Origin of the sequence: Halobaculum sp. CBA1158, from assembly GCF_021431925.1 — an archaeon.
In the GTDB taxonomy this organism is placed as follows: Archaea; Halobacteriota; Halobacteria; order Halobacteriales; family Haloferacaceae; genus Halobaculum.
The window spans coordinates 237,936-259,857 of record NZ_CP090371.1; the positions used below are offsets into that span (position 1 = coordinate 237,936).

General features: G+C 70.7%; 25 protein-coding genes. 10 read left to right on the plus strand and 15 right to left on the minus strand.

The features are described 5' to 3' along the window. Positions 1-278: 278 nt before the first annotated feature. From fer to Hbl1158_RS01160, 4 genes are all read left to right on the plus strand, one after another. Positions 279-668, plus strand: a complete 390-nt coding sequence (gene fer, locus Hbl1158_RS01145; protein WP_234298250.1) for a ferredoxin Fer — start codon at positions 279-281, stop codon at positions 666-668. 154 nt (positions 669-822) lie between these two features. Beyond that, entirely contained in the window at positions 823-1,992 is a 1,170-nt protein-coding gene (locus Hbl1158_RS01150; protein ID WP_234298251.1) for an A24 family peptidase, read from the plus strand. Between the two features lie 139 nt (positions 1,993-2,131). Continuing rightward, positions 2,132-2,527 carry a phosphoribosyl-AMP cyclohydrolase gene (hisI, locus tag Hbl1158_RS01155; RefSeq protein WP_234298252.1) on the plus strand — a complete coding sequence of 132 codons (396 nt, stop codon included), beginning with the start codon at positions 2,132-2,134 and terminating at the stop codon, positions 2,525-2,527. A 3-nt stretch (positions 2,528-2,530) separates the two neighbouring features. Next, positions 2,531-3,823: a hypothetical protein gene (locus Hbl1158_RS01160; RefSeq protein WP_234298253.1), complete on the plus strand. Its 1,293-nt coding sequence runs from the start codon at positions 2,531-2,533 to the stop codon at positions 3,821-3,823. 37 nt (positions 3,824-3,860) lie between these two features. On the opposite strand, the gene Hbl1158_RS01165 is transcribed toward Hbl1158_RS01160, so the two are convergent. Both Hbl1158_RS01165 and glmM read right to left on the minus strand, forming a co-directional pair. Continuing rightward, positions 3,861-4,385: a GNAT family N-acetyltransferase gene (locus Hbl1158_RS01165; RefSeq protein ID WP_234298254.1), complete on the minus strand. Its 525-nt coding sequence runs from the start codon at positions 4,383-4,385 to the stop codon at positions 3,861-3,863. A 48-nt stretch (positions 4,386-4,433) separates the two neighbouring features. Further along, the gene (gene glmM, locus Hbl1158_RS01170; protein ID WP_234298255.1) at positions 4,434-5,813 is read right to left on the minus strand and encodes a phosphoglucosamine mutase; all 1,380 of its coding nucleotides are present in this window, start codon (positions 5,811-5,813) and stop codon (positions 4,434-4,436) included. 174 nt (positions 5,814-5,987) lie between these two features. Between glmM and Hbl1158_RS01175 the strand changes: the two genes are divergently transcribed. Then, positions 5,988-7,106: a sialidase family protein gene (locus Hbl1158_RS01175; RefSeq protein WP_234298256.1), complete on the plus strand. Its 1,119-nt coding sequence runs from the start codon at positions 5,988-5,990 to the stop codon at positions 7,104-7,106. 47 nt (positions 7,107-7,153) lie between these two features. Here Hbl1158_RS01175 and Hbl1158_RS01180 read toward each other — a convergent pair whose 3' ends face one another. Next, the gene (locus tag Hbl1158_RS01180) at positions 7,154-7,939 is read right to left on the minus strand and encodes an AAC(3) family N-acetyltransferase (RefSeq protein WP_234298257.1); all 786 of its coding nucleotides are present in this window, start codon (positions 7,937-7,939) and stop codon (positions 7,154-7,156) included. Between the two features lie 345 nt (positions 7,940-8,284). Between Hbl1158_RS01180 and Hbl1158_RS01185 the strand changes: the two genes are divergently transcribed. The 3 genes from Hbl1158_RS01185 (at position 8,285) to Hbl1158_RS01195 (ending at position 11,547) form a co-directional block, all read left to right on the plus strand. Then, positions 8,285-9,523 (plus strand): MBL fold metallo-hydrolase, encoded by a 1,239-nt coding sequence (locus Hbl1158_RS01185; RefSeq protein WP_234298258.1) that lies wholly within the window; start codon positions 8,285-8,287, stop codon positions 9,521-9,523. A gap of 144 nt (positions 9,524-9,667) precedes the next feature. Continuing rightward, entirely contained in the window at positions 9,668-10,090 is a 423-nt protein-coding gene (locus tag Hbl1158_RS01190) for a hypothetical protein (protein ID WP_234298259.1), read from the plus strand. Between the two features lie 71 nt (positions 10,091-10,161). Beyond that, positions 10,162-11,547, plus strand: a complete 1,386-nt coding sequence (locus Hbl1158_RS01195) for a PQQ-dependent sugar dehydrogenase (protein ID WP_234298260.1) — start codon at positions 10,162-10,164, stop codon at positions 11,545-11,547. Positions 11,548-11,566: 19 nt separating this feature from the next. Here the strand turns inward: Hbl1158_RS01195 and corA are convergent, their stop codons facing one another. Together corA and Hbl1158_RS01205 are read right to left on the minus strand one after the other, a co-directional pair. Further along, complete coding sequence (gene corA, locus Hbl1158_RS01200; protein WP_234298261.1) at positions 11,567-12,649, minus strand: magnesium/cobalt transporter CorA; 1,083 nt, start codon at positions 12,647-12,649, stop codon at positions 11,567-11,569. Next, positions 12,646-12,849 carry a hypothetical protein gene (locus tag Hbl1158_RS01205; protein WP_234298262.1) on the minus strand — a complete coding sequence of 68 codons (204 nt, stop codon included), beginning with the start codon at positions 12,847-12,849 and terminating at the stop codon, positions 12,646-12,648. Before Hbl1158_RS01205 ends, corA begins: the two co-directional genes overlap by 4 nt. Positions 12,850-12,929: 80 nt before the next feature. Between Hbl1158_RS01205 and Hbl1158_RS01210 the strand changes: the two genes are divergently transcribed. Beyond that, entirely contained in the window at positions 12,930-13,364 is a 435-nt protein-coding gene (locus tag Hbl1158_RS01210; protein WP_234298263.1) for a hypothetical protein, read from the plus strand. A 12-nt stretch (positions 13,365-13,376) separates the two neighbouring features. Here the strand turns inward: Hbl1158_RS01210 and Hbl1158_RS01215 are convergent, their stop codons facing one another. The 8 genes from Hbl1158_RS01215 to Hbl1158_RS01250 all read right to left on the minus strand — a co-directional run bounded on the left by Hbl1158_RS01215 (position 13,377) and on the right by Hbl1158_RS01250 (position 19,042). Beyond that, positions 13,377-13,655 (minus strand): DUF5808 domain-containing protein, encoded by a 279-nt coding sequence (locus Hbl1158_RS01215; protein WP_234298264.1) that lies wholly within the window; start codon positions 13,653-13,655, stop codon positions 13,377-13,379. A 286-nt stretch (positions 13,656-13,941) separates the two neighbouring features. Beyond that, positions 13,942-15,627, minus strand: coding sequence for a bifunctional N(6)-L-threonylcarbamoyladenine synthase/serine/threonine protein kinase (locus Hbl1158_RS01220; RefSeq protein ID WP_234298265.1), 1,686 nt, complete (start codon positions 15,625-15,627; stop codon positions 13,942-13,944). Between the two features lie 6 nt (positions 15,628-15,633). Then, positions 15,634-15,942, minus strand: coding sequence for a 30S ribosomal protein S24e (locus tag Hbl1158_RS01225; RefSeq protein WP_234298266.1), 309 nt, complete (start codon positions 15,940-15,942; stop codon positions 15,634-15,636). 101 nt (positions 15,943-16,043) lie between these two features. After that, on the minus strand, positions 16,044-16,574 hold the full coding sequence (locus Hbl1158_RS01230; protein ID WP_234299441.1) for a GTP-dependent dephospho-CoA kinase family protein: 531 nt from the start codon (positions 16,572-16,574) through the stop codon (positions 16,044-16,046). A gap of 39 nt (positions 16,575-16,613) precedes the next feature. Next, a complete protein-coding gene (spt4, locus tag Hbl1158_RS01235) occupies positions 16,614-16,811 on the minus strand; it encodes a transcription elongation factor subunit Spt4 (protein WP_234298267.1) in 198 nt (65 codons plus the stop codon). Then, positions 16,811-17,389, minus strand: a complete 579-nt coding sequence (locus Hbl1158_RS01240) for a DNA-directed RNA polymerase (protein WP_234298268.1) — start codon at positions 17,387-17,389, stop codon at positions 16,811-16,813. Before Hbl1158_RS01240 ends, spt4 begins: the two co-directional genes overlap by 1 nt. Position 17,390: 1 nt before the next feature. Next, the gene (locus Hbl1158_RS01245) at positions 17,391-17,798 is read right to left on the minus strand and encodes a PIN domain-containing protein (RefSeq protein ID WP_234299442.1); all 408 of its coding nucleotides are present in this window, start codon (positions 17,796-17,798) and stop codon (positions 17,391-17,393) included. Positions 17,799-17,812: 14 nt separating this feature from the next. Further along, entirely contained in the window at positions 17,813-19,042 is a 1,230-nt protein-coding gene (locus tag Hbl1158_RS01250) for a translation initiation factor IF-2 subunit gamma (RefSeq protein WP_234298269.1), read from the minus strand. Positions 19,043-19,460: 418 nt separating this feature from the next. Here Hbl1158_RS01250 and Hbl1158_RS01255 point away from each other — a divergent pair, with 418 nt between their 5' ends. Further along, on the plus strand, positions 19,461-20,429 hold the full coding sequence (locus tag Hbl1158_RS01255) for an NOG1 family protein (RefSeq protein WP_234298270.1): 969 nt from the start codon (positions 19,461-19,463) through the stop codon (positions 20,427-20,429). Between the two features lie 15 nt (positions 20,430-20,444). Here the strand turns inward: Hbl1158_RS01255 and Hbl1158_RS01260 are convergent, their stop codons facing one another. Next, positions 20,445-20,900 (minus strand): SHOCT domain-containing protein, encoded by a 456-nt coding sequence (locus Hbl1158_RS01260; protein ID WP_234298271.1) that lies wholly within the window; start codon positions 20,898-20,900, stop codon positions 20,445-20,447. Between the two features lie 125 nt (positions 20,901-21,025). Further along, on the minus strand, positions 21,026-21,796 hold the full coding sequence (locus tag Hbl1158_RS01265) for an SIMPL domain-containing protein (protein ID WP_234298272.1): 771 nt from the start codon (positions 21,794-21,796) through the stop codon (positions 21,026-21,028). Positions 21,797-21,922: the final 126 nt, after the last annotated feature.

A 21,922-nucleotide genomic window follows, 5' to 3' on the forward strand; every position in this document is an offset into this window, starting at 1 on the left:
CGACACCGACCGGCGCACTCGGCGACTCCCACCGGGACCGTCCCCCGATCGGACGGACGCGACGGGATGCGCCGGGGTGAAACGGGACGACACGAGGCGGACGAACCGCGTCGAACGGCGGCGGCGACGAGCCGTCGATCCACCGGTCGGCCGGGACCACGATCGATCACGCGGACGATCGGATCCTCCGATTTTGGCACACCTAAAGGCCGTACGACGGCGATATCTGCCGAGAGATAGCAACACCTAATGGTGCGGGAGGTCAAACCGAGGACGAGATGCCCACGGTCGAATACCTCAACTACGAAGTGCTGGACGACAACGGCTGGGACATGGACGACGACGACCTCTTCGAGCAGGCCGCCGACGCGGGGCTGGACGCCGAGGACTACGGCGAACTGGAGGTCAACGAGGGCGAGTACATCCTCGAGGCCGCCGAGGCCCAGGGCTACGACTGGCCGTTCTCGTGCCGCGCCGGCGCGTGTGCGAACTGCGCGGCGATCGTGAAGGAGGGCGAGATCGAGATGGACATGCAGCAGATTCTCTCCGACGAGGAGGTCGAAGAGAAGAACGTCCGTCTCACCTGCATCGGGTCGCCCCAGGCCGACGAGATCAAGATCGTCTACAACGCGAAGCACCTGGACTACCTCCAGAACCGCGTCATCTGATCTAAATCCGCGTCGGCTTCGGTTCGGACGTCGGCGTGACGCCACCCGTTTTCCGATTTTTCACCGATACAGCGGCGTCATCGATCGCCGCACCCGATCTCACGTCTGAGACGCCGAGGGCAACGCCTAACTCCTCGGCCCGACGCGACCGGGTATGACCGTTCTCGGCGTCGCCGCCGCGGCCGACCTCCTGCGCCTGCTCGTCCTCCCGGGGTTCGCGTGGGCCGCCTACCGCGACGTCCGCACCCGCCGCGTCGCGAGTCGCCTCTGGGTTCCGCTGCTGGCGATCGGCGCGCTGGCGTTCGCCGTCGAGGCCGCGGGGGCGTACCCGTTCGCCGACTACGCGGGACGACTGTTTCTCGTCCGCGCCGGGTTCTCGCTGCTGTTTCTGATCCCCTTCTCCCTGCTCGCCTACCGGCTGGCGGCCTTCGGCGGCGCGGACGCGAAAGCGCTCGTCGTGCTCGCTGTGGCGTTTCCGACCACGCCGCAGTACGTCGTCCCGCTGTGGCTGTTCCCGGAGGCGACGTGGCTCCACACGGTCGCGTTCCCGGTGTACCCGTCGACGCTGGGCGTCGGGGCCATGTCGGCGCTGACGAACGCCGTGCTCCTCGGCGCGGTGTACATCGTCGCGCTCGCGGTCGCAAACGCCGTCGCGGGGCGGTTCTCCCCGGCGATGGCTGTCGGCCGGTGGACGCCCGTCGACGACCTCCCCGAGACGCACGGCCAACTGCTTCGCGTCTCGGGACTGCGTCCCGAGCGCGGCCTCGACCTGGACGCCCTCCGGATGTACCTCCGGTGGCGCGGCACCACGCTGGCGGCGCTTCGGGCGGACCCGGCCGCCCACCGCGACCCCGGTTCAGTCGAGGAGACGCACGCGCCGACCGACGGCGCGGTCCACGACGGCCCGCGGACGGACGGGGGCGTCGACGACGGCGGCTTCGAGTTCCCCGACTCCGAGGGCGACGCGACCGGCGACACCGACGCGACCGGCGACCCGTCCGACGCCGCCGACACGACCGGCGACACGTCCGCCGCCGGCGACGCGGCCGGCGACACCGACGGGTCCGACACTGACGGCGACGGCGACACGCTCACCGTCGACGATCCGTGGGCCGCCGAGCGGTTCCTCACGGACATCGAGGGCAGCGCCTACGGCACCACCCCGGAGACACTCCGTGAGGGACTCGACCGCGTGACACGCGAGGAGGCGCTGTGGGTGTCGCCGGGGCTTCCGTTCCTCGTCCCGCTGTTCGCGGGACTGGTGCTCGCGCTCACCTACGGCGACGTGCTCACGGTCGCGCTCGGCGCGCTCGGCCTGGTGTGAGCGGTCGCGATCGCTCGCGTCCGCCGGGGCGGCCGGCGGAGTCGTCGCGGTGGATGTGGTCGCTGCGGTCGATGCGGTCGCCCCGCTGCGACGCCGCCGCACAAAAGACCTATGCGCGCCAGTCACGACCGCTCGATCGATGAGTGACCCGCAGGCCGACGCCGCGAGCGACGGCGGCATCGACGTGGACTTCGGGGAGGACGGCCTCGTTCCCGCGGTCGCACAGGACGCCGACTCCGGCGAGGTGTTGATGCTCGCGTACGTGAACCGGGAGGCGCTCGACCGCACCCGTGACACCGGGCGCGCGCACTACTACTCGCGGTCCCGGGAGGAACTCTGGGAGAAGGGCGCGACCAGCGGTCACACCCAGTCGGTCGAGGAGGTACGCGTCGACTGCGACGCCGATACCCTCCTGTACCTGGTCGACCAGACCGGCGGCGCGTGTCACACCGGCCACCGCTCCTGTTTCCACCGCACCGTCGACGGCGAGCACGTGGGCGAGCGCGTGTTCGACCCGGACGCGGTGTACGAGTAACCGATGGGGAGCGACGCAGACCGGGGCGCGGACGGCGACGACCGCGCGGGCGACCGGGGTGCGGCCGGGTCGGACGCGACGAGCACCGACGCCACCGCCGCGGATCCGTCGCCGGACGCGACGGCGACGCCCGACCCGCTTCCGGACGCAGACCGCGACGCCGCCGATCTGCTCGACGCGCTGGAGGCGGCCCGGACGCGTCACGAGGACGCCGAGGCGGCCGTCGCCGAACACGGCGCGGACGCGCTCCGCGAGGTCAGCGAGGCGGTCCGCGAGGCCGACCGGCTGTTGAACAGCTACGAGGACTCCGCCACCGGCACCGGCGACTTCAAGGCGTACGTGCGGTTCCAGGGCGAGTTCGCCGACGTGGCGGAGGGGTTCGACGACGACCGCCCGGGAAGCGACGCGCTCGAGCGGGCCAACGAGGCGGTCGACGGCCGTCGGCTCTCGGACTCGGACTTCGAGCGCGCCCGCGAGGCGCTCGCGCCGGCCCGCGAGCTCGCCGCCCGACTGGACGAGCGCGAGGACGCCGAGGCGGCCGTCTCAGAGGCCGAGCGCGACGTGAACCGCCGGATCGACGCGCTCGACGATCGGATCGCCGACCTGGAGCGGCTGGTCGACCTTGGCGAGGCGGACCTCGACGCGCCGACCGACGAGCTCCGCGAGCCGATCGCGGCGTACAACGACGCCGTCCGCGACGCCCTCGACGACTTCCGTCGGGAGGCGAGCGCGCGGGAGTTCCTCGCGTTCGTCGCCGAGGCGGCCGAGACGCCGTTCGTCGACTACGACGCGCCGCCGTCGGAGCTTCGCGAGTACCTCGAGAACGCGCCGACGGGCGCGGAGCCGATCCCGGACCTGCTCGACTACGTCGACTACTCCGCCTCGAAGCTCGACCACTACGTCGACGACCCCGGCACGTTCACGGCCCGGGTGCGACCGCATCGGACCTACCTCGAACGGCTCTCCGCGGAGCCGCTGACGGTGGCGTGGCCCCCGCCGCCGGCCGGGACGCTCCGGTTCCAGCGCCGGGAGCTCGTCTCGCTGACCGCGAAGTTCGCCCCCGAGTCGGTCGTCGCTCGCGCGCGTGCCCTGCGAGAGGTCGCCGACCACCCCGAGTATCGGCGACTGCGTCGCGCCGCCGAGGCGGAGGCGGAGCTGTCGGACGCCGAGGTCGAGCGGGTCGCCGCCGGCGAGGCCGCCGCGGAGCTTCGCGCGGCGCGGGCCCGGCGGGCGGCGCTTCGCGCGGCGCTGGCGGGCGAGGACGCAGCCGTCCCCGCGAGCGGTGTCGACGCCTGACGATGCGAAGCGCGCGCGTGACCCGGTCCCGGCTCCGCTATAGCGGCTGCGCGTACACCGTCGTCGGGTACGCCGTCCCCTCCACCTCGAACGACGATGCGCCCACGCGCTCGAAGCCGCGGGCCTCGTAGAAGCCGCGGGCGTCGTCGTTCTCGCGGAACGTCTCGAGGACGAGTCGCCCGTGACGGTCGGGAGCGCGCTCGACCGCCTCGGCGAGCAGGGCCGAGCCGATCCCCTCGCCCTGCCGGTCGGGGGCGACGTACAGCGCCCGCAGTTCGGCGTCGTCGCGCTCGCAGAACGCCTTTCGCCCCTCGCCCCACACAGCGCCGGCGAAGCCGACGACGGCCCCGGGCTCCCGGTCGACGGCGACGAGGAACGTCCGGCCGTCGCCCGTCGAGCGCTCGTATCGCTCCTGCAGGTCGACGCCGTCGGGGACGCCCATCGACTCCAACTGCTCCGCGGGGAGGATGTCGACGTAGGCGTCGCGCCAGGCGTCGCGGTTGACCACCATCGCCGCGCGGAACTCCGTCGGCGACGCGACCGGCCGTATCTCCACGGACATGGCCGAACCTGGGAAGCCGGCCGCGAAAAACCCTGGTCCTCGGCAGCCTCAGTCGTCAGCCGCCTCGCGCTTGGCGTCCGTCAGGGCCGCGACGGCCCCCTCGGCCAGCGCGGCCGCGCGGTCGGGATCGCGCGACTCGGCGTACACGCGCAGCTTCGGCTCCGTCCCCGACGGACGCACGAGCACCCAGGCGTCGCCGTAGTCGAGCCGGTAGCCGTCCTTGGTGTCGGGCTCGGCGTCGGCGCGTTCGGCGTACTCCGCGGCGGCCGAGAGCATCGCCTCCAACTGTTCCTCGGAGTCGTACGCGACGTTCTCGCGGACGTTCGTGTAGTCCTCGTAGGGGGCGATCACCTCGCTGACGGTCGCCCCGCGTTCGGCCAGCAACTCGAGGAACTTCGCGGCGATGAACGCGCCGTCGCGCACGAGCCGGTAGTCGGGGAAGAAGACGCCGCCGTTGCCCTCGCCGGCGACGGGGACCGACTCGCCGGCGGCCCACAGCTCGCGGACGCGGGTGATGATGTTCGTCGAGCCGATCGGCGTGAGTTCGAGGGTCGCGCCGACGGCGTCGCACACGTCCACGAGCCGCTGTGAGACGTTGACTGCGGCGACGGTCGTGTCGCCCTCGCTCAGGTCGCGCTCGGCCAGCGCCGCGAGCGAGGCGTCGCCCTCGACGTAGCTCCCCGTCTCGTCGAAGAAGACGGCGCGGTCGGCGTCGCCGTCGTGGGCGATCCCCACGTCGGCGTCGGCGGCGCGGACGAGCCGACCCAGGTCGTCGAGGTTCGCCTCGACCGGCTCCGGATCGCGGCCGGGGAAGTGGCCGTCCGGCTGGGCGTTGACCGTCACCACGTCGCAGCCGAGTTCCCGGAAGAACTCCGGCGACGTGAGCGCGCCGGCTCCGTGGCCGGGGTCGAGCGCGACCGTGAGATCCGCGGCGGCGATCGCGTCGCGGTCGACGGCCGCGAGCAGGTCGGCGACGTAGTCGTCGTTGGCGTCGTCGACGCGGCGGGAGTCGCCGACGGCGTCCCAGGCGACGGTCGTCGCCTCCTCCGACAGCAGGCGCTCCTCGATCGTCTCCAGCCGGTCGACGGGGAGTTCGACGCCGTCGTCGCCGACGAGCTTCACGCCGTTGAATTTCGGGGGGTTGTGCGACGCGGTGATCATCACGCCCGGGACCGATTCGATGTCGCAGTAGCGGACCAGACTCGGCGTGGGAACGACCCCCAGGCGCTCCACGTCGACGCCGGCGGCGGTGACGCCGGCGGCGGCGGCGTCGGCGAACGTCCGCCCCGAGGTGCGGGTGTCGCGGCCGAGGGCGACGCGGTCGGCGTCCCACGTCGCCGCCGCGGCCGCGGCCACGCGCGAGACGAACTCGGGGGTGAACTCCTCGCCGACGACCCCGCGAGTGCCGCTGGAACCGAAGACCTTCATTCGGTTCGTTGGTCCGACGGCCGTCGGGATAGTGGTTCCGAACCGGCGCGTGGTCGGCTCGGCCCGTCGTATCGCCGAGGCCGTCACATATGTCGATCCTACCCGACTGTCTCCCGAAGCGATACCGCATAGCCGAGAAACTAACTAACGGCTCTCGGCGCGAAGCGCGCCCCCATGAAACTCGGATCGGGCCCCGGGAATCGTGTCTACGCGACGCGCGGGCTGACCGTCGGCAGCGTCACGGCGCGCGGGGAGTTCGAGCCACGCGGGGACCTGCCGAACCCACGGGTCCCGTTCTCCGGCAAACAGCGCGTCAACTTCGGTCCGCTGAACCGCTGGCGGACGAGACGGCTGCTCAGTCCGTTCACCGGCTGGTACACGACGACGAACGTCTGGGCGGTCGCCGACGGCGTGTTGTTGGCCACCGTCGGCCACCACCTCTACCGCTCGGTCGACGACGGTCGGTCGTGGTCGCACGTCCGCGAACTCCCGTTCGACTCGGGCCCGATGGGCTCGCTGCCGACGTCGGTGTGCGTCGCCGACGGCCGCGTGTTCCTCGCGGAGTACACCTTCGAGACGGAGCCCGCTCGCGTCCTCGTCAGCGAGGACGACGGCGCGTCCTGGCGACCGTATCTCGAGACCCGCGACCACCGTCACTTCCACGGCGTCTTCTCGGACCCGTACTCGGACACCGTGTGGGCGACGGCGGGCGACACCGACGAGGAGAGCGCGATCGGCCGGCTGGAAGACGGGGCGTTTCGGCCGGTCGGGACGGGGAGTCAGCGATGGCGAGCGGTGGGGCTCGCGTTCCTCCCCGACGCCGTCGTGTGGGGGATGGACTGTTCGTACGCCGAGGAGGTCCGCCTGTTCCGCCTGCCCAGGGACGCCGTCGGCGAGCAGGCTCCGAGGCCGGAGCAGATCGGCACGGCCGACGCCTCCGTCTACTACGCCGAGACCGTCTCGGTCGACGGCGAGGAGTGGGTCGCGCTCGCGACGGCGGCCGAAAGCGGCGTCGACGACACGTCCCCCGCCGGTTCGGTGAACACCTGTTCGCGGTCCGCTCGAGTGCTCGTCGCCGGGTCCGACTCGAACTACGAAGCATGGCACGAACTGTGTTCGTTCGACCGCCGGCGAACGGTCAACGAACACGTCTCGGGACTTCCCGACGCGAGCGCGTACGTCTTCATCGAGTCGACCGGCCGCGGCGAGCTGCTCGTGAACCCGTTCAACACGGCGACTCGACACGGGGAGGTCCTGGCGTTCGGTCCGGACGACCTCTCCGCGCTGCGGTAGAAGACGGCCGCGATCGCGTAACCGAACGACGGTCGTCGCCGGATCGGTCAGGTCACGAGGTAGTACGGATCCGCGGCCATCTCGCGGCCGACGAACCGGTCGAGTTCCCTGATCGGCGTGACGTACACGCCGAGCCCGTTCAGATCGTAGCTCTCGAGGACGCCCGCGGCGTCGAGATCACGCTGGAGCTTGAGCTTGTTGAACGTCCAGAAGATGCTGTCGTAGTAGTTCGTCCGCTGTTCGATCTCGGTGGCCTCGCCGTCGTCGTGTACGACTCCCTCGATGGTTCGCTCGACCGAATAGGGGGCGTCGTACTTGGCCTCGAGGTGGTGGAGGTACGAGCACTTCCAGTGGGGCGTTCCGATCGCGACGACCAGCACGTCGTCCTCGTAGAGCCGCTGGAAGCAGCCGTCAGCGGCGAACGTGTCCCGGTGGGTGCAGCCGTCGAACCGATACTCTCCCGCGACGAGGATCGACTTGCACGGATCGCTCGTCCGGTAGTCGGCCTCCTCGAGAAGGAGGGTGGAGAACGTCCCGTGCATCGGCTTCGAGTGCTGTCTGTCGAAGACCCCCGACTCCCGGAAGTAGTCCGTGAACCCGGGCGCGAGCACGGAATCGAACGCGTCGGTCAGGGCGTCCACGAGCAGTTCGTACGGGTTCCCGTCGAAGGCGGCGTTGACGTCGCTCAGCCCCACGTGAACGAACACCTCGTCGTAGTCTGCGTACGCGTCCAGGACCCGCTCGAGGCGGCGTCTGTCGCTCCGCTCGACTCGGCGGGGTCGGTTCTCCCACGCCTTGTTGACCGCGATCGTCGGCCATCGAGTTAGCTTCACGAGAGAGCGGAGCAGCCGCTGACGCCTTAGTAATCGGCAAAAACCGGAAGTAGGGCCGCGTTACCGATATCGAGTGGACGGCCGGACCGGCGAACGGACGCTCCGACGACCCTCGCGGCGGTGAACAGCCGGATCCGACGTTTCAGCCCTGATAGCTGGGGCCGAACGGTTATCCTCCGTCCCGGCCCCGGTCGGGGCGTGAACGCGAAGCACATGTCCACGGTGTCGATCGGCATGCTACTGGCGATGGCGACGGGCGTCGCCGCCCTCGTCGCCGTACAGGTGATCTGAGCCGTCGACGGCGAACCGACGGACCCAACCCCGCCGAGCGCCTGCGCTCTCCCGATGGAGATCCAGTTCCTCGGCGGTGCCCGCGAGGTGGGGCGATCGGCGGTCCTCGTCGACGACGCGCTCCTCCTCGACTACGGGATGGGCACCGGGGAGCCGCCGCGGTACCCCGTCGACCGACCGGAGCCGGACGCCGTCGTCGTCAGCCACGGGCACCTTGACCACGTCGGGCAGGTGCCGGCTCTCCTTCGCGGCGACCGTCGTCCGTCGATCTACTGGACGCCGCCGACGGCCGAACTCGCGCGGGTGCTCGCGCGAGACACGCTCAAGCTCCGCGGCTACGACTGCACCTTCACCGACAGCCACGTCCAGCGCCTCGGCGAGGTCGAACAGCGCCACGGGTACGGCGAGCCCTTCGAGGTGAGCGCCGGCGGCACCGACTACGAGGTCACGTTCTTCGACGCCGGCCACATCCCCGGAAGCGCGCACGTCCTCGTCAGCGACGGGGAGACGCGACTGCTGTACACCGGCGACTTCCACACGGACGACACCCGTCTGCTGTCGGGATCGACGGCGCGACCCGATGCCGACGCCGTGATCTGCGAGAGCACCTACTCGGACGCGGCCCACGAGGACCGCGCCCGCGTCGAGGAGCGCTTCGTTGAGACGGTACGCACCACCCGATACGAGGGCGGAACCCCGTTGATCCCGGCGTTCGCCATCGGCCGCACCCAGGAGGTGCTGTCGGTGCTCGCGGACACCGAGATCCGGCCGTACCTCGACGGGATGGGGCAACGGATCACCGACATCGTCCGCGAGCATCCCGAGTACGTCCGCGACCCGGATCTGCTTCGACGGGCGAAAGCCGGCGCGCGCTACGTCACCGGCGACGACGGCCAACGCGAGCGGATCGCCGCCGACAACGAGGCCATCGTCACCACGGCCGGGATGCTCTCGGGCGGTCCGGTGATGCGGTACCTCCCGATGCTCCGGTCGAACCCCACGAATCGGGTGTGTCTCACCGGCTACCAGGTCGAGGGAACCAACGGCCGGCGACTGCTCGACCACGGGCGGTGCGAACTCGACGGCGGCGTCGTCCCCGTCGCCGCCCGCGTCGACCTGTTCGACTTCTCGGCGCACGCCGACCGCGACGGCCTGCGCGCGTTCCTCGACGACTACCGCGACGCACGGGTCCTCGTCAATCACGGCGATCGTTGCCCGGCGTTCGCAGAGGAGTTGCGCGGCGACGGCTACGCCGCCGCCGCGCCCGAACTCGGCGACCGTGTCGCGATCTGACCCCGATGCCGGGGCGCTCGCCCTCCAGAACCGATCGACGGCCGGGCGCGACGCGGACGGGATACGGTGGCGACGCGGACGCGACACGGCCGCAGCATCCGGTGCGGCGTAATATCCAATGAGTTCCCAGCCGTACTAACGCGCGTGTCCGAAGACGGGGATCCGATCGACCCGGAGTCGATCATCGAACGGCGGGACCGTCGGCTGTCGCGCCAGGGACACGCCGCGGTCAGCGGAGCGCTGGCCACGTCGGCGCTCGCGGTCGCGGTCCTCTCGCTGTCGGTCGCGCTCGGGCTGGTCGGCACGCGCGCCCTGTATCCCGTGTTCATGCTCATCGCGCCGGGCGCGATCGGGGGCGTGTGGCTCAACACCGTCCTGATCGACTACGTCGACCGGCCCGTCCGGTGGTTCAGACGGATCGTCGGCGGGGTGCTGGGCGTGGACGCGGCGGTGTTCTCCGCCGCCATCGCCCTGGGCGGCGCGGAGTTCGATGCGGTCCGGCTGCTCGGGGCCTTCTTCGCCGTCGCGTGGCTCGTCGGCGTCGCGGCCGTCTGGCGGTTCGGGTGACCGTCTCCGGGAGCAACAGCGGTCCCGAAATCGTCGACGGCTATTCCAATCGGCGTCCCGTCGTCGTGGTCATGGATCGACACGAACGAGCCGCGTCGCTCGACCGGCGAGAACTCCTCCGTCGTACGGGAGCCGCGGGGACCCTCGCGGCGGTCGCCCTCCCGGGGTGTGTCGGGTCCTCCGGTGCACCCCGGGCATCGACCGACGGGACGCCGTCGAGCGGACCCACGTCGACCACCTCGACCGAGCCGACCGAGCCGACTGAGGCGACCGCGCCGACGGCCCTCGCGACCGACCTCGTCGCCGAGGGGTTCGACGCTCCGCTGGGGCTGGAAGCGCCCGCCGGCGTCGACGGCCGCCTGTACGTCGTCGACCAGGGCGGCACGGTGACCGTCGTGAGCGGGAGCGGAGACGGGCGGTCGACGTTCCTCGACGTGACGGGGAGACTCGCCCGCGCGGGCGGCGAGATGGGGCTGCTGGGCCTCGCGTTCCACCCCGAGTTCCCCGACGAGGACCGCGTTTACGTCCGGTACAGCGCCCCGCTGGGCGACGACGCGCCCGGCGAGTACAGCCACACGTTCGCGCTCTCGGAGTTCCGCGCGACGCCCGAGGGGGCCGACCCCGACAGCGAGCGCGTCCTGCTCGAGGTCCCGGAACCGCAGCCCAATCACAACGCGGGCTCGGTCGTCTTCGGCCCCGACGGTCTGCTGTACGTCGGGGTCGGCGACGGCGGCGGCGCGAACGACCGGGGGACGGGTCACGTCGAGGACTGGTACGACGCGGTCCCCGGCGGCAACGGCCAGGACCTGACCGAGAACCTCCTCGGGAGCGTCCTCCGGATCGACCCGCTCGGCGGCGACGGCGTGGGCGTCGACGGCGACGGCGACCCGTACGGGATCCCCGAGGACAATCCCCTCGTCGGGGTCGATGGCCTCGACGAGCAGTACGCGTGGGGACTCCGCAACCCCTGGCGGTTCGGCTTCGACCGCGAGACCGGCGACTTCCTCGTCGCCGACGTGGGACAAAGCGCGTACGAGGAGGTGAACCGGGTCGAACGCGGCGGCAACTACGGCTGGAACGTGCGGGAGGGGTTCCACCCGTTCGGGGCCGAGGAAGCCCCGACGGAGACGCCCGACGGCGAGCCGCTGCTCGACCCCGTGCTGGAGTACCCGCACTCGGACGCCGAGGTGTCGGGCGTCTCGGTCATCGGCGGCTACGTCTACCGCGGCGACGCGGTCTCCGACCTCGCGGGGACGTACGTCTTCGGCGATTACCGACCCGGCGGCGACCTCTTCCTCGCGGAACCACGAGAGTCCGGGCGCTGGCCGATCCGGGCGGTGCCGACGGAGGGACTCGGCGAGGGCCTGCTGTCGTTCGGCGAGGGGCCCGACGGAGCGCTGTACGTCTGCACCGTCGGCGACGGCGGCGGCGCGGTGCGCCGGGTCGTGGACGCCTGAGATCGGGGGCGACCGGGAGTCACAGCCAGCCCTCTCGGCGGAAGTACGCGACGAGCACGACGGCGATGCCGGCCATCCCGAGCATCGTCGCGTGGTAGGCGTACGGCCACGTCAGCTCCGGCATCGTCTCGAAGTTCATGCCGAAGACGCCGGCGACGAACGTCAGCGGGAGGACGACCGTCGCGACGACGGTCAGCCGGCGCATCACCTCGTTGGTCGACTGCGAGAGTGTGTTGAGGTAGATGTCCCGCGCGCCCGCCGTGAGGTCGCGATACGTCTCGGTCAGCTCGACCAGCTGGACGAGGTGGTCGTACACGTCGCGGTAGTACTTCTCGGTCTCCCCGGCGACGTGGTCGGCGTCGCCCCGCGAGAGCGCGTTCATCGCGTCGCGCGTCGGCCACACGACACGCCGCACCGACAGCAGCTCCCGCCGAAGCTCGTTGATCACCGGGAGGGTGTCCGGGTCGGGGGCCTCGACGACCCGCTCTTCGACGGTCTCGATGTCGTCCTCCAGCTCCTCCAGCAGGCGGAAGTAGCCGTCGACGATGCGGTCGACGACGAGATAGCCCGCGAAGTCGGGGCCGCGCGCGAGCGCCCGGCGCTCGGCCCCCGCGAGACGCTCCCACACCGGCTCGACGGCGTCGCCGCCGTCGGTCGTCACCGTCACCAGCCAGTCGTCGCCGACGAACACGCCGACGGGTCGCGTGCGGATCTCCTCGAGGAACGTCGTCTCGCCCACCCGGAACTGTGCGGCCTTCACGAGCAGGAAGGCGTACTCCTCGAGCAGCTCCGACTTCGGGCGCGCATCGCCCAGCACGTCCTCGGCGTGCAGGGGGTGGATGCCGAACCGGTCGGTCACCTCGGCGAGGTCGCCCGTCGGATGGAGCGGTCCGCCGGATCGACCGGTCTCGTCGCCGACGCGGTCGCTGTCGCCGATACTGCCGTCGCCGACGCGGTCGCTGTCGGCGTCGCGGTCGTCGTGCGACCCGTCAGCGTCGGCGACGTCGATCCAGACCCAGGTGGTGCCGGGGGCCGCCACGGCGGGCTCCGGCTCGTCGAAGGTGGACGCCTCGCCGTCGGTGTACGACATCGCTCGGATCACGGCTCGGTCCCTCCCGTCGGCTCCGACCCGGCGTCCGTCGCGGTCCGCGATCGGCCGTACGTCACCGCCGCGAGCGTCACGCCGATCATCATTCCCGCGAGCGCCGCCTCTCGACCGGGGTACGCGGTCACGGTTCCGGCGAGGTAGCCGACCACCGAGAGCGCGGTCACCGCGATCGAGGCGAGAAACGTCCGGTCCATGCCACCTCTCTCATCGCGGGGCTCCCTAACCGTTCGGGGGACGCACAACGCCCTTGTCCTGTGATGTCGTATCTCATGGTATGTCGTCCGAAGACACCGCAACTCGCGCCCCGGACCTCGACTCCGACGAGCGCGCGGCGCTCCACTCGCTGCAGTTGGGCATCGAACACGTCTATCGGGCGTACGCCGACCTGCTCGCGTGTCACCACCGGACGGGGCACGCGATGGACCGCTTCGCCGACGCCGAGCGCCTGCTGCGTTCGGCCGGTCACGAGGCGTACGCCGACGACCTCCGCGACCGACTCCTGCCGGCCGGCGCTGTGGACGACCGGTGGACCTACGAACTGGTGACGGCCTTCAGGACGGGGCTCGTCGACGACCTCGACGCGTTCGAGTCGGCCGTTCGCGCGGACCTCGCCGACGGGGTCGACCACGTGAGCGAGCGCGCCCAGCAGCGCGCGTGGCGCGAGCGGGCGCGCTCACGGGCGTGGCGCGAGAGCGAACGGGAGCGATGAAAATCGGGGCGTTCAGTCGTCGTCGACGACGACCTCGACCGGCTCGGCCGCCTCGTCGTCGGCGTCTCCGTCGCGACTCCCCTGCTCCAGGTACAGCATGAGCCCCGCGACGACGAGCACGACCCACGACCGCCAGCTCGCGAGGTTGAGCGTGTAGCCGATGCCGAACGGCTTCTTCACCAACATTCCCTTGCCGGGCTGCCAGTACGAGGAGAGCAGGCGGCCGACGCTCGGGCGCTCGAAGTTGTACGGGATGCCGAAGAGTTCCCCCGATTGGGGTTTATCTGCCATGTCCACGACAACGACGCCCCGCGATAAATCGTTTTGGCTCGCCGACGGCACCGCTCGGGCGAGCGTTTATCACCGATACCGACCCAGCCCTCCCGATGCGGTGACCATCGCGGCGCGTCGGGACGCGGATGCGAGGTCGACCGAACGGAGGCCTCGATGCGAACGGCGTCGGCCGTGAGCGCGTGCGGCCCGACGACGCGCCGACGGGAGCGACCGCGGGACCGACCGCGCCGTCGCCGGACGCTTCCCCTGCCCCGAGCACGGCCGCCGGTTCGCAATCGACCGGTTACTGGTAGCGACCGCGCCCCTCGACGCCGCGAAGTCGCTCCAGCACCGCGGGGTCGCCGACCGCGCGGTACCCCTCCTCGACGGCCGCGACGAGCGCGTCGGGCTCGTCGGCGGTCCCCTCGATCGACTGCTCGAACACGTGCAGGTCCATCGCGTAGTCCTCGACGTGGTCGGAGTTGAACCCGAGGCCGAAGTCGATGCAGAAGAGGCGGTCCGCGTCGAAGTCGGTGTGTCCGTCGCTGTCGCCGACGCCGCCGGTCACGCGGACGTTCCGTGTCGTCGGGTCTCCGTGGACGATCCCCGCAGCGTGGAGTCGGGCGAGGTGTTCGCCGACGGTCCGGGCGCGCTCGACGCCGAGCGCCGCCGCCAGGTCGCGATCGCCGACGCGCTGGAGCCGCAGGGTCGCCTCGGACACATCCACGTCGTGCACGAGCGGCGTCGGGACGCCTGCCCGCCTGGCGGCCGCGAGCAGGCGCGCCTCCGCAACTGTTCGCTCGCGACGGAGCGTCGCGTCCAGTTCGGGATGGCGATACCCCTTCGGGAGCCGTCGCTTCGTCGCCGCGTCGGCGTCGACCGTGACGATCGCCTCAGCGCCGCGCAGGTCGCGGGCGTCGTCGTCCCCGGGGACGCGCGCGACCGACTCCTCCCCGTCGCGCCACGTCACCGGCACCTGGTCGGGACGGAAGTCGGGGTCGATGGCCGACTCGTCGACGGCGACGGCGTCGCCGGCGGCGGCCATCTTCGCGCCGAGCACGGCGATCATCCCCGCGTTGTCGCGGAGGAATCGCGGCTCCGGCGCGTGAAAGTCCGCGCCGCGCTCGTCGCACATCTCCGCGAGCATCTCACGGAGGCGGGCGTTCTGTCCGACGCCGCCGCCCAGCACCAGTTCGTCGGTGCCCGTCAGCGACAGCGCACGCTCGGCCACCTCGGTCAGCATCGCGAACACGTGTTCCTGCAGCGAGAAGCAGACGTCCTCGACGGGAACGCCGTCGTCGTACGCGGCCTTCGCGGCCGACATGATTCCCGAAAAGGAGAAATCCATCCCCTTCACCACGTACGGCAACTCGACGAACTCGCCCGACTTCGCGTGCTCTTCGATCTTCGGACCGCCGGGGTGGCTCCAGCCGACGTGACGGGTGAACTTGTCGAGGGCGTTGCCGACGCCGGTGTCCATCGTCTCCCCGAGCACGCGGTACCGGCCGTCGTGATACCCGAGTAGGTGCGCGTTCGCGCCCGAGGCGTTCAGACAGACCGGCGAGTCGAAGCCGGCGCGGTGGCGGCCGATCTCCAGGTGGGCGACCATGTGATTGACGCCGACCAGCGGCACGTCGAGTGTCCGCGCCAGCGCTCGCGCCGCCGTGGCGACGATCCGGAGACACGGGCCCAGTCCGGGGCCGCGCGAAAAGGCGACGGCGTCGACTGGCGAGTCGGTGGGGGAGTCGCCGGAGCCGTCGCCGTCGCTATCGCTGTCGTCGTCGTCGCCGTATTCGGTTCTCGCGTGATCCAGCGCCGTCTCGATCACCCGCGGGATCGCCTCGCCCATGTGCTCTGCGGCCTCGCGCGGGTGAATGCCGCCGCTGTCGGGTTCGTACGGGTCCGAGTCGATGAACACGGAGTCGGTCTCGGCGTCGAACACCGCGGCGCTGGCGCACCAGGCCGTGCCCTCGACGCCGAGGACGCGCATCCGGCGTTAGGCTTCCTCTGCCTCGGCGTCCTCGTCGCCGGCGATGGCGTTGCGCTCGAGGACGTAGTCCTGCTCCACGTCGGTGGCGTGCTCGGCCGACTCGTACACCTTCGCGTAGCCGACGGTCTTGCGCATGCCGAACTTGGTGTCGAGCTCCTGAATGACGACCTCGTCGGAGCCCTTGTCGAGCTTGGCCGCCAGCGAGTCGCGGACCTGCAGGCGAGCGGGGGTGGCTTCCTCGTGACGCATCTCGAACCGGACGTCCGTCCGGTGGAGCATGGGGTTCTCCTCCTCGGAGATGATGTCGATGTCCATGGTTCAGTTGTCAGTCAATGCATCCGGCACCGGGAAAAGGACTTCGAAGCGCCGTGACTCCCGCCACGCCCGGCGACGCGGTGGCGTCGGCCGGCGACCGCTCACTCCCGCGCCACCAGTTCGAGTGCGGCCTCGGCGTCGCCGTCGAACCGCGCGAGCAACGCCCGCGCGTCCGCCGTCGTCTCGGCGGTCACGTCCACGAGCACCATCCCCTCGTCGGGCTGGCCGTAGACGACGCTCGCGCCCTCGGGGGCCGCGACGATCGCGGGGACGGTCGCGAGGTCCTCCTCGCCGGTCACGTGGATCACGACCGGCTCGTCGCTCGCGAGCGCCTCGACCAGCGACGAGAGCATCGCGCGAGAGAGCGTCGCCGGCTCGTTGTCGACCTCGATCCGGCGGCTCTCCCCGTCGAGCACGGCGGCGATCTCCGCGCCGACGGCCTCCCGTTTGGTCTTTCCGTCGACCACCGCCACGTCGGGGTCGCGGCCGGCGACCCGGAGGTGGTAGGTGACCACGTCGCCGACGGCGACGATCGGGTCGCCGGCCTCGGCCAGCAGGCGCTCCGTGTCGGTGTACACGGGACCCATCGGCTCTTTGAACGCGCCGCGAAGGTCGTCCGGAAGCGTGAGCAGCGTCATCGAGTACTGATCGGTATCGGCGTCGAGCCGTCGTTACCGGACCTTCAGCGCGTAGCTGCCCGGCTCCTGAACGTTCATCTCCGGAGCGATCTCGGACTTCTCGGGGTGCGGGATGATGACGTAGCCGGCCCAGTCCTCCGTCAGCGAGGAGGAGCCGCAGTTCTCGCACGTCTGGGCGTCGGGGCCGTTGACGAAGTGGCACTCGCGACACGCGAGGCGGTCCTCGGCCATTAGTTGCCCTCCGCGGGGGCCTCCTCGGCGCGTCGGCGCACGTCGGCCTCCAGCCACTCGTGCTTGCCGAGGCCGGGCTGCTTCGCCGTGAGCCCGATCTTCGAGTCGCGGGGGTTGCGCTCGTCGATGGACTTCGTGACCACCCGCACGCGGACGGCGTCGTCGACGCCGAGCGTGTCGTCCGACTCCGTGGAGGCGAGCTGCTGGTTCTCGCCGTCGTACGCGAGGTACTCGTCGGAGATCTGCGAGACGTGCAGCAGGCCGTCAACGGGGCCGATACCGACGAAGGCACCGAACTCCACGACCTCGACGACGTTGCCGTCGACGACCTCCTGCATGTCCGGATCGAAGGTCACGGCGTCGAACTCCGCCTGGTAGTAGACGCCCGGTCTGTTCGGGAGGACCGCGCCGTCGCCGATGTCTTGGACCTCGATGACGCTGACAACGCTGCCGACGTCCTCGTCCATGCGTCCCTCCAACTTGTCCTGTAAGAGCTTGCGGACGCGGTCGCGGCTCACGTCCGCCAGATGCTCCGGCGGGACCTCGACCGTGTCCTTGAGTCGTACCCGTTTGTACATGCTATGGTTCTGTTACCGCGAGTGTGTTCGCGCCCCTTAAACCGATTACGCGTACGCCCCGAGCGAGGAGGCGCTCGCGCAGGGGGCGGTCGTTCGTGACGACGTAGCCGTCGAACTCCCCGCCGGCGTCGGTGCCGGAGTCGGCACCGCCGGAGGCGAGTTCGACGACCGCGTCGTCTGCGTACGATTCAGTAGTGGCGACGACCCGGCACCGCTCGACGAGGTCGTGGCCGACCGAGGCGGCCGTCGCCTCCGCGCCGGAGCCGTCGGCCGCCAGCTTCTCCAGTTCGGCGACGACCGCCTCCGGGGTGACGAGCTCGGGGTCGTCGAGGAGTCGGTCGAGTTCCTCGAACACGCGAACGTCGCACTCGACCGGCATCATGAGCGCGTTCGTGTCGAGGACAACCATCGTCACCGGATCTGTTACTCCGTGAGGGTCCCGACGCCGATGAGTCGCCAGCGCGCGCCCATCCGGCGGTTGATCGCGATCTTCGCGCCCTCCTCGGCACAGACGGGCCGCTTGAGGTTCACCTCGCACTCGCCCGTGCGAGCGCTGGTCACCGCGCCCACGGTGGTCGCTGTGCCGACGGTGAGCATCAGCGGCTCGCCGGTGGAGATCTCCTCGACTGCGCCCTCGCCGACGACGCGGTCGAGCAGTTCGACCTCCATTTCGAAGTCGTTCCGGGTGGGCGGGAGCGTTCCGGGCTCGCCGGCGACCTGGCCCGCGAGCGCGTCGCCCTTCGTCAGGCTGGGGTCCAGTCCGGTCCCGACGCCGAGCAGCCCGCCCGGTCCGACCTCCTCCTGCGACTGGCCGCCCGCCTGCAGCGAGCGAACGGAGGTCTCGATCGCGTGGTACTCCGAGGAGCCGCCCTCTTCGACCTCGCGGCCCGGCCGGAGTTCGATCTCGTCGTCGACCTCCAGGGTGCCCTGGGCGAGCGACCCGCCGATGACGCCGCCGAGCAGGTCGTCGGCCGTCGTGCCGGGGCGGTTGATGTCGAACGAGCGGGCGGTGTACATCCGCGACGGGAGGGACTCGTCCCGCTCGGGCGTGGGGATCTCCTCTTCCAGCGCCTGGATCACGAGGTCGACGTTGACCTCCTGTTGAGCGCTGACGGGGACGATCGGAGCGTCCTCGGCGACGGTTCCTTCCACGAACTCCTGGATCTGTTCGTAGTTCTCGCGGGCGCGCTCGCCGTCGACGAGGTCGATCTTGTTCTGGGCGACGACGATGTTGTCGATGCCGATGATGTCCAGCGCCATCAGGTGCTCTTCGGTCTGCGCCTGCGGCACGTCCTCCGTGGCGCTCACCACCAGCACCGCGCCGTCCATGATCGATGCGCCCGACAGCATCGTCGCCATCAGCGTCTCGTGGCCCGGGGCGTCGACGAACGAGACCGTCCGCAGGGTCTCTGTGTCGACGCCGTGCTCCGGGCACGTCTCCTCGACGGTGTAACACTCGGGCTCGGCACAGTCCGGGCACCGACGCAGCGTCGCGTCGGCGTAGCCCAGACGGATGGAGATCCCGCGCTTCATCTCCTCGCTGTGCTGGTCGGTCCAGTCGCCCGACAACGCTTGCACTAGCGTCGTCTTTCCGTGGTCGACGTGACCGACGAGTCCGATGTTCACCTCCGGTTGTGTTTGCTCCGTCACCATGGGCCTCCGAGAGTAATCTCGTTGGAACTTCGCTCCGTGCGACTGATAAAGGTGCTGTTACGGCGATGTCGCCGATGCGTGCGTGTCTGTGTGTTTCACGGCTGATCCATGTGGGACCCGGCGGAGCCGTCGTGTCCGCCGTGACCGTCTCCTCGCCCTCCCCAGCCGACTCGCTCGCTCACTCCGAAGTGCGGTCCCGTGCACGCCGGACGGGACGGACGCGGTGCCCGGCCCGTCCGACTCGCGGGTGGACGGTCGGAAAGCAGGTGGACGGTCGGGACCCGCGTTCTCGCGGTCGCGGGTGCGGTGTCCGCGCGACGGATCGAGTACCGTCGATGGGTGAGAACACACTCGAGAACACGCGAGACCCGAACGAACGGGCTTATACGCCGTCGTCGTCAACTCCCGGCAACTGACTATGACATTCGAAGACCTCCCCACCACCCCCCGCGCGGAGGAACTCCTCGACAAGGCGTTCTCGCGCGCCTCCCGGACGGGGCGCGCCAAGGACGGCTGGGACGCCCAGGAGTCGATGCTGATCACGGCCGCGAACATCCTCTCGGACAACCTCGCCAACGTCTCCACCTCCTGGCCCGACTTCGAATTCGAGGTCGAGCCCTTCTACTACGAACTGGCCGACGCCGTCGTCGACGTGGACGAGCTCCGGCAGGCGCTCTCGGAGGTGAACTGGGCCGCCAATCGGATCGACGAACTCCGCTCGGAGTACCAGGCGAAGATGCGCAAGTCCGGCGTCGAGACCGCCCGCAAGCACCGCAAGCAGGCGTTCGCCCGGATGGCCGACATCATGGACGAGATCGAAGACGATCTCCTGACGGTCGGCGAGGCCCGCGACGCGCTCAAGACGCTCCCCGACATCCGTCCCGACGAACCCGCCATCGTCGTCGCCGGGTACCCCAACGTCGGCAAGTCGTCGTTCGTCAACCGCGTGACGCGCGCCTCCAACGAGATCGCCTCCTACCCGTTCACGACGAAGGCGATCCAGATCGGTCACTTCGAGCGCGACCGCATCCGGTATCAGATCATCGACACCCCCGGCATCCTCGACCGGCCCGAGGAGGAGCGAAACGGCATCGAGCGGCAGGCTGTCTCGGCGCTCACGCACCTCGCCGACGCCGTCGTCTTCGTCCTCGACGCCTCCGGCGACTGCGGCTACCCGTTGGAGTCCCAACTCGAACTGCTCGCGGAGGTCGAGGAGCGGTTCGAGGCCCCGGTCCTCGTCGTCTGCAACAAGAGCGACCGCTCGAGGGACGTCGAGGCGGACGCGTACATGAGCGTCACGGAGGACGAGAACGTCGAGGGCGTGCTCGACATGGCCGTCGAGGCGGTCGGCTTCGAGCCGGATCTGCCCTCGCGCGGCGAGAGCTGACCCGATCCGGCTGAACTACTCCGATTCCCGACGCCGCTCGGTGACGGCTTCGTCGCGCCGGTTTCTCCCCTTGGCCCTGTCGTGCTGGCCTCTCCCGTCGTCCCCGTCGGCGTGCTCCGCCCGGCTGTCGGCGTCGAGCAGGCGGTCGAGCCGGCGCTCGAACTCCTCGTCGGAGATCTCGCCGTCGGCGTAGCGGCGCTTGAGACGGACGAGCGGGTCGGCGTCGTCGGGATCGCTCACGGTCGATGACTCGCCGGCGTCGGCCGCCGTGGACCTCCGGAGACGGACCCACCGGACGGCGACCCACAGCGCGAAGCCGGCGAGGATCGCGGCCGAGACGCCGCCCGCGACCGCGCCGGGGAGCCGGTCGACGTACCACAGCGCCGCGACGATCACGATCACGTCGACGCCGAACGCGAGGAACGCGCCGAGCATCGCGCCCGTGACCACTCGCTCGTCGGAGTCGCTCACGGGGCGACCTCTCCGGCGCGTCGCCTTTGCGATTGCGGTCGGGTCGATCGCGGCGGCGACTCGGTCGCCCCGGGGATTCGGTCGCCCCGGCGATCCGGTCGGTCGAAGCGACCGACCGGGCGGCCTCAGTCGAGTTCGTACGTAACCGTCACCGTCGCGGACACGGTCACGCTCCCGGGTTCGAAGGAGGTGGACGCGCTGTCGGCGGCGACGGTCTCGTAGGCGACGCGGGGCTCGTACGGCGAGACGCCCGCGGACCCGACAGCGATCGACAGCTCGGTGCCGACCGAGCGGTTCGCCGCGTCGGCGACGGTCGTCGCCGTATCGCGCGCGTCGTCGACGGCGTCGGCGAGCGCCTCCTCGCGGAGTTCGGCGCGGCGCTCATCAGTCAGCGTGAACTGCACGTTCTGGACGCGCGTCGCGCCGTTGTCGACGGCGGTGTCGACGGCGCTGCCGGCGTCGTCGGGTTCGGTCTCGAACGTCAGCGTGTGGGCGGCTCGGTAGCCCACGAGTTCGCGCTCGTCGCGGGAGTGGTCGTACTCGGGCGAGAGGCGGAAGTCGACCGTCTCGGGCTCGTAGCCCGCCTCGGTCAGCGCCGAGCGGAGCCGCTCGACGTCGGCGGCGACCGCCGAGCGGGCCGCGCTGGCGTTCTCTGCGGTCGCCTCGACGGCGACCGTGATCCGCGCCAGATCGGGCTCGGCGCTCACGGTCGCGGTACCGTCAGTAGTGATGTCGTTCACGTCGGCGGCGGCCGTCGCGTCGGTCGCGTCCGTCGCGCCGACGGCGTCGGTCGCCGCGCCCGGATCGGGCGTGTCGCTGGTGACCGCACCGGCGCAGCCGGCGACGACGAGCATCGTCGCGACCGCCAGCGCGGGGAGGAGTTTGTCGGATCTCACGACCGGTGAGACGCGGTCTCGGGGCTTCAGCGTGCCGTAAACTCAAACGTCGGTTTGTGTCACGATTCGCGCCTCGTCGCGTCCGTTCGGATTCCCGCTCTGTTCGCTTCGGTTCACGCTCTGTTC

What these genes read in the sequence shown, in the direction of transcription:
- Hbl1158_RS01250 (WP_234298269.1), bottom strand. Translation starts at nt 19,042, where the DNA reads ATGGTGACGGAGCAAACACAACCGGAGGTGAACATCGGACTCGTCGGT.
- Hbl1158_RS01210 (WP_234298263.1), top strand. Translation starts at nt 12,930, where the DNA reads ATGTCGTCCGAAGACACCGCAACTCGCGCCCCGGACCTCGACTCCGAC.
- spt4 (WP_234298267.1), bottom strand. Translation starts at nt 16,811, where the DNA reads ATGGCCGAGGACCGCCTCGCGTGTCGCGAGTGCCACTTCGTCAACGGC.
- Hbl1158_RS01245 (WP_234299442.1), bottom strand. Translation starts at nt 17,798, where the DNA reads ATGGTTGTCCTCGACACGAACGCGCTCATGATGCCGGTCGAGTGCGAC.
- Hbl1158_RS01225 (WP_234298266.1), bottom strand. Translation starts at nt 15,942, where the DNA reads ATGGACATCGACATCATCTCCGAGGAGGAGAACCCCATGCTCCACCGG.
- Hbl1158_RS01220 (WP_234298265.1), bottom strand. Translation starts at nt 15,627, where the DNA reads ATGCGCGTCCTCGGCGTCGAGGGCACGGCCTGGTGCGCCAGCGCCGCG.
- Hbl1158_RS01175 (WP_234298256.1), top strand. Translation starts at nt 5,988, where the DNA reads ATGAAACTCGGATCGGGCCCCGGGAATCGTGTCTACGCGACGCGCGGG.
- Hbl1158_RS01240 (WP_234298268.1), bottom strand. Translation starts at nt 17,389, where the DNA reads ATGTACAAACGGGTACGACTCAAGGACACGGTCGAGGTCCCGCCGGAG.
- Hbl1158_RS01205 (WP_234298262.1), bottom strand. Translation starts at nt 12,849, where the DNA reads ATGGACCGGACGTTTCTCGCCTCGATCGCGGTGACCGCGCTCTCGGTG.
- glmM (WP_234298255.1), bottom strand. Translation starts at nt 5,813, where the DNA reads ATGAAGGTCTTCGGTTCCAGCGGCACTCGCGGGGTCGTCGGCGAGGAG.
- Hbl1158_RS01150 (WP_234298251.1), top strand. Translation starts at nt 823, where the DNA reads ATGACCGTTCTCGGCGTCGCCGCCGCGGCCGACCTCCTGCGCCTGCTC.
- fer (WP_234298250.1), top strand. Translation starts at nt 279, where the DNA reads ATGCCCACGGTCGAATACCTCAACTACGAAGTGCTGGACGACAACGGC.
- Hbl1158_RS01215 (WP_234298264.1), bottom strand. Translation starts at nt 13,655, where the DNA reads ATGGCAGATAAACCCCAATCGGGGGAACTCTTCGGCATCCCGTACAAC.
- Hbl1158_RS01185 (WP_234298258.1), top strand. Translation starts at nt 8,285, where the DNA reads ATGGAGATCCAGTTCCTCGGCGGTGCCCGCGAGGTGGGGCGATCGGCG.
- Hbl1158_RS01160 (WP_234298253.1), top strand. Translation starts at nt 2,531, where the DNA reads ATGGGGAGCGACGCAGACCGGGGCGCGGACGGCGACGACCGCGCGGGC.
- Hbl1158_RS01255 (WP_234298270.1), top strand. Translation starts at nt 19,461, where the DNA reads ATGACATTCGAAGACCTCCCCACCACCCCCCGCGCGGAGGAACTCCTC.
- Hbl1158_RS01165 (WP_234298254.1), bottom strand. Translation starts at nt 4,385, where the DNA reads ATGTCCGTGGAGATACGGCCGGTCGCGTCGCCGACGGAGTTCCGCGCG.
- Hbl1158_RS01195 (WP_234298260.1), top strand. Translation starts at nt 10,162, where the DNA reads ATGGATCGACACGAACGAGCCGCGTCGCTCGACCGGCGAGAACTCCTC.
- hisI (WP_234298252.1), top strand. Translation starts at nt 2,132, where the DNA reads ATGAGTGACCCGCAGGCCGACGCCGCGAGCGACGGCGGCATCGACGTG.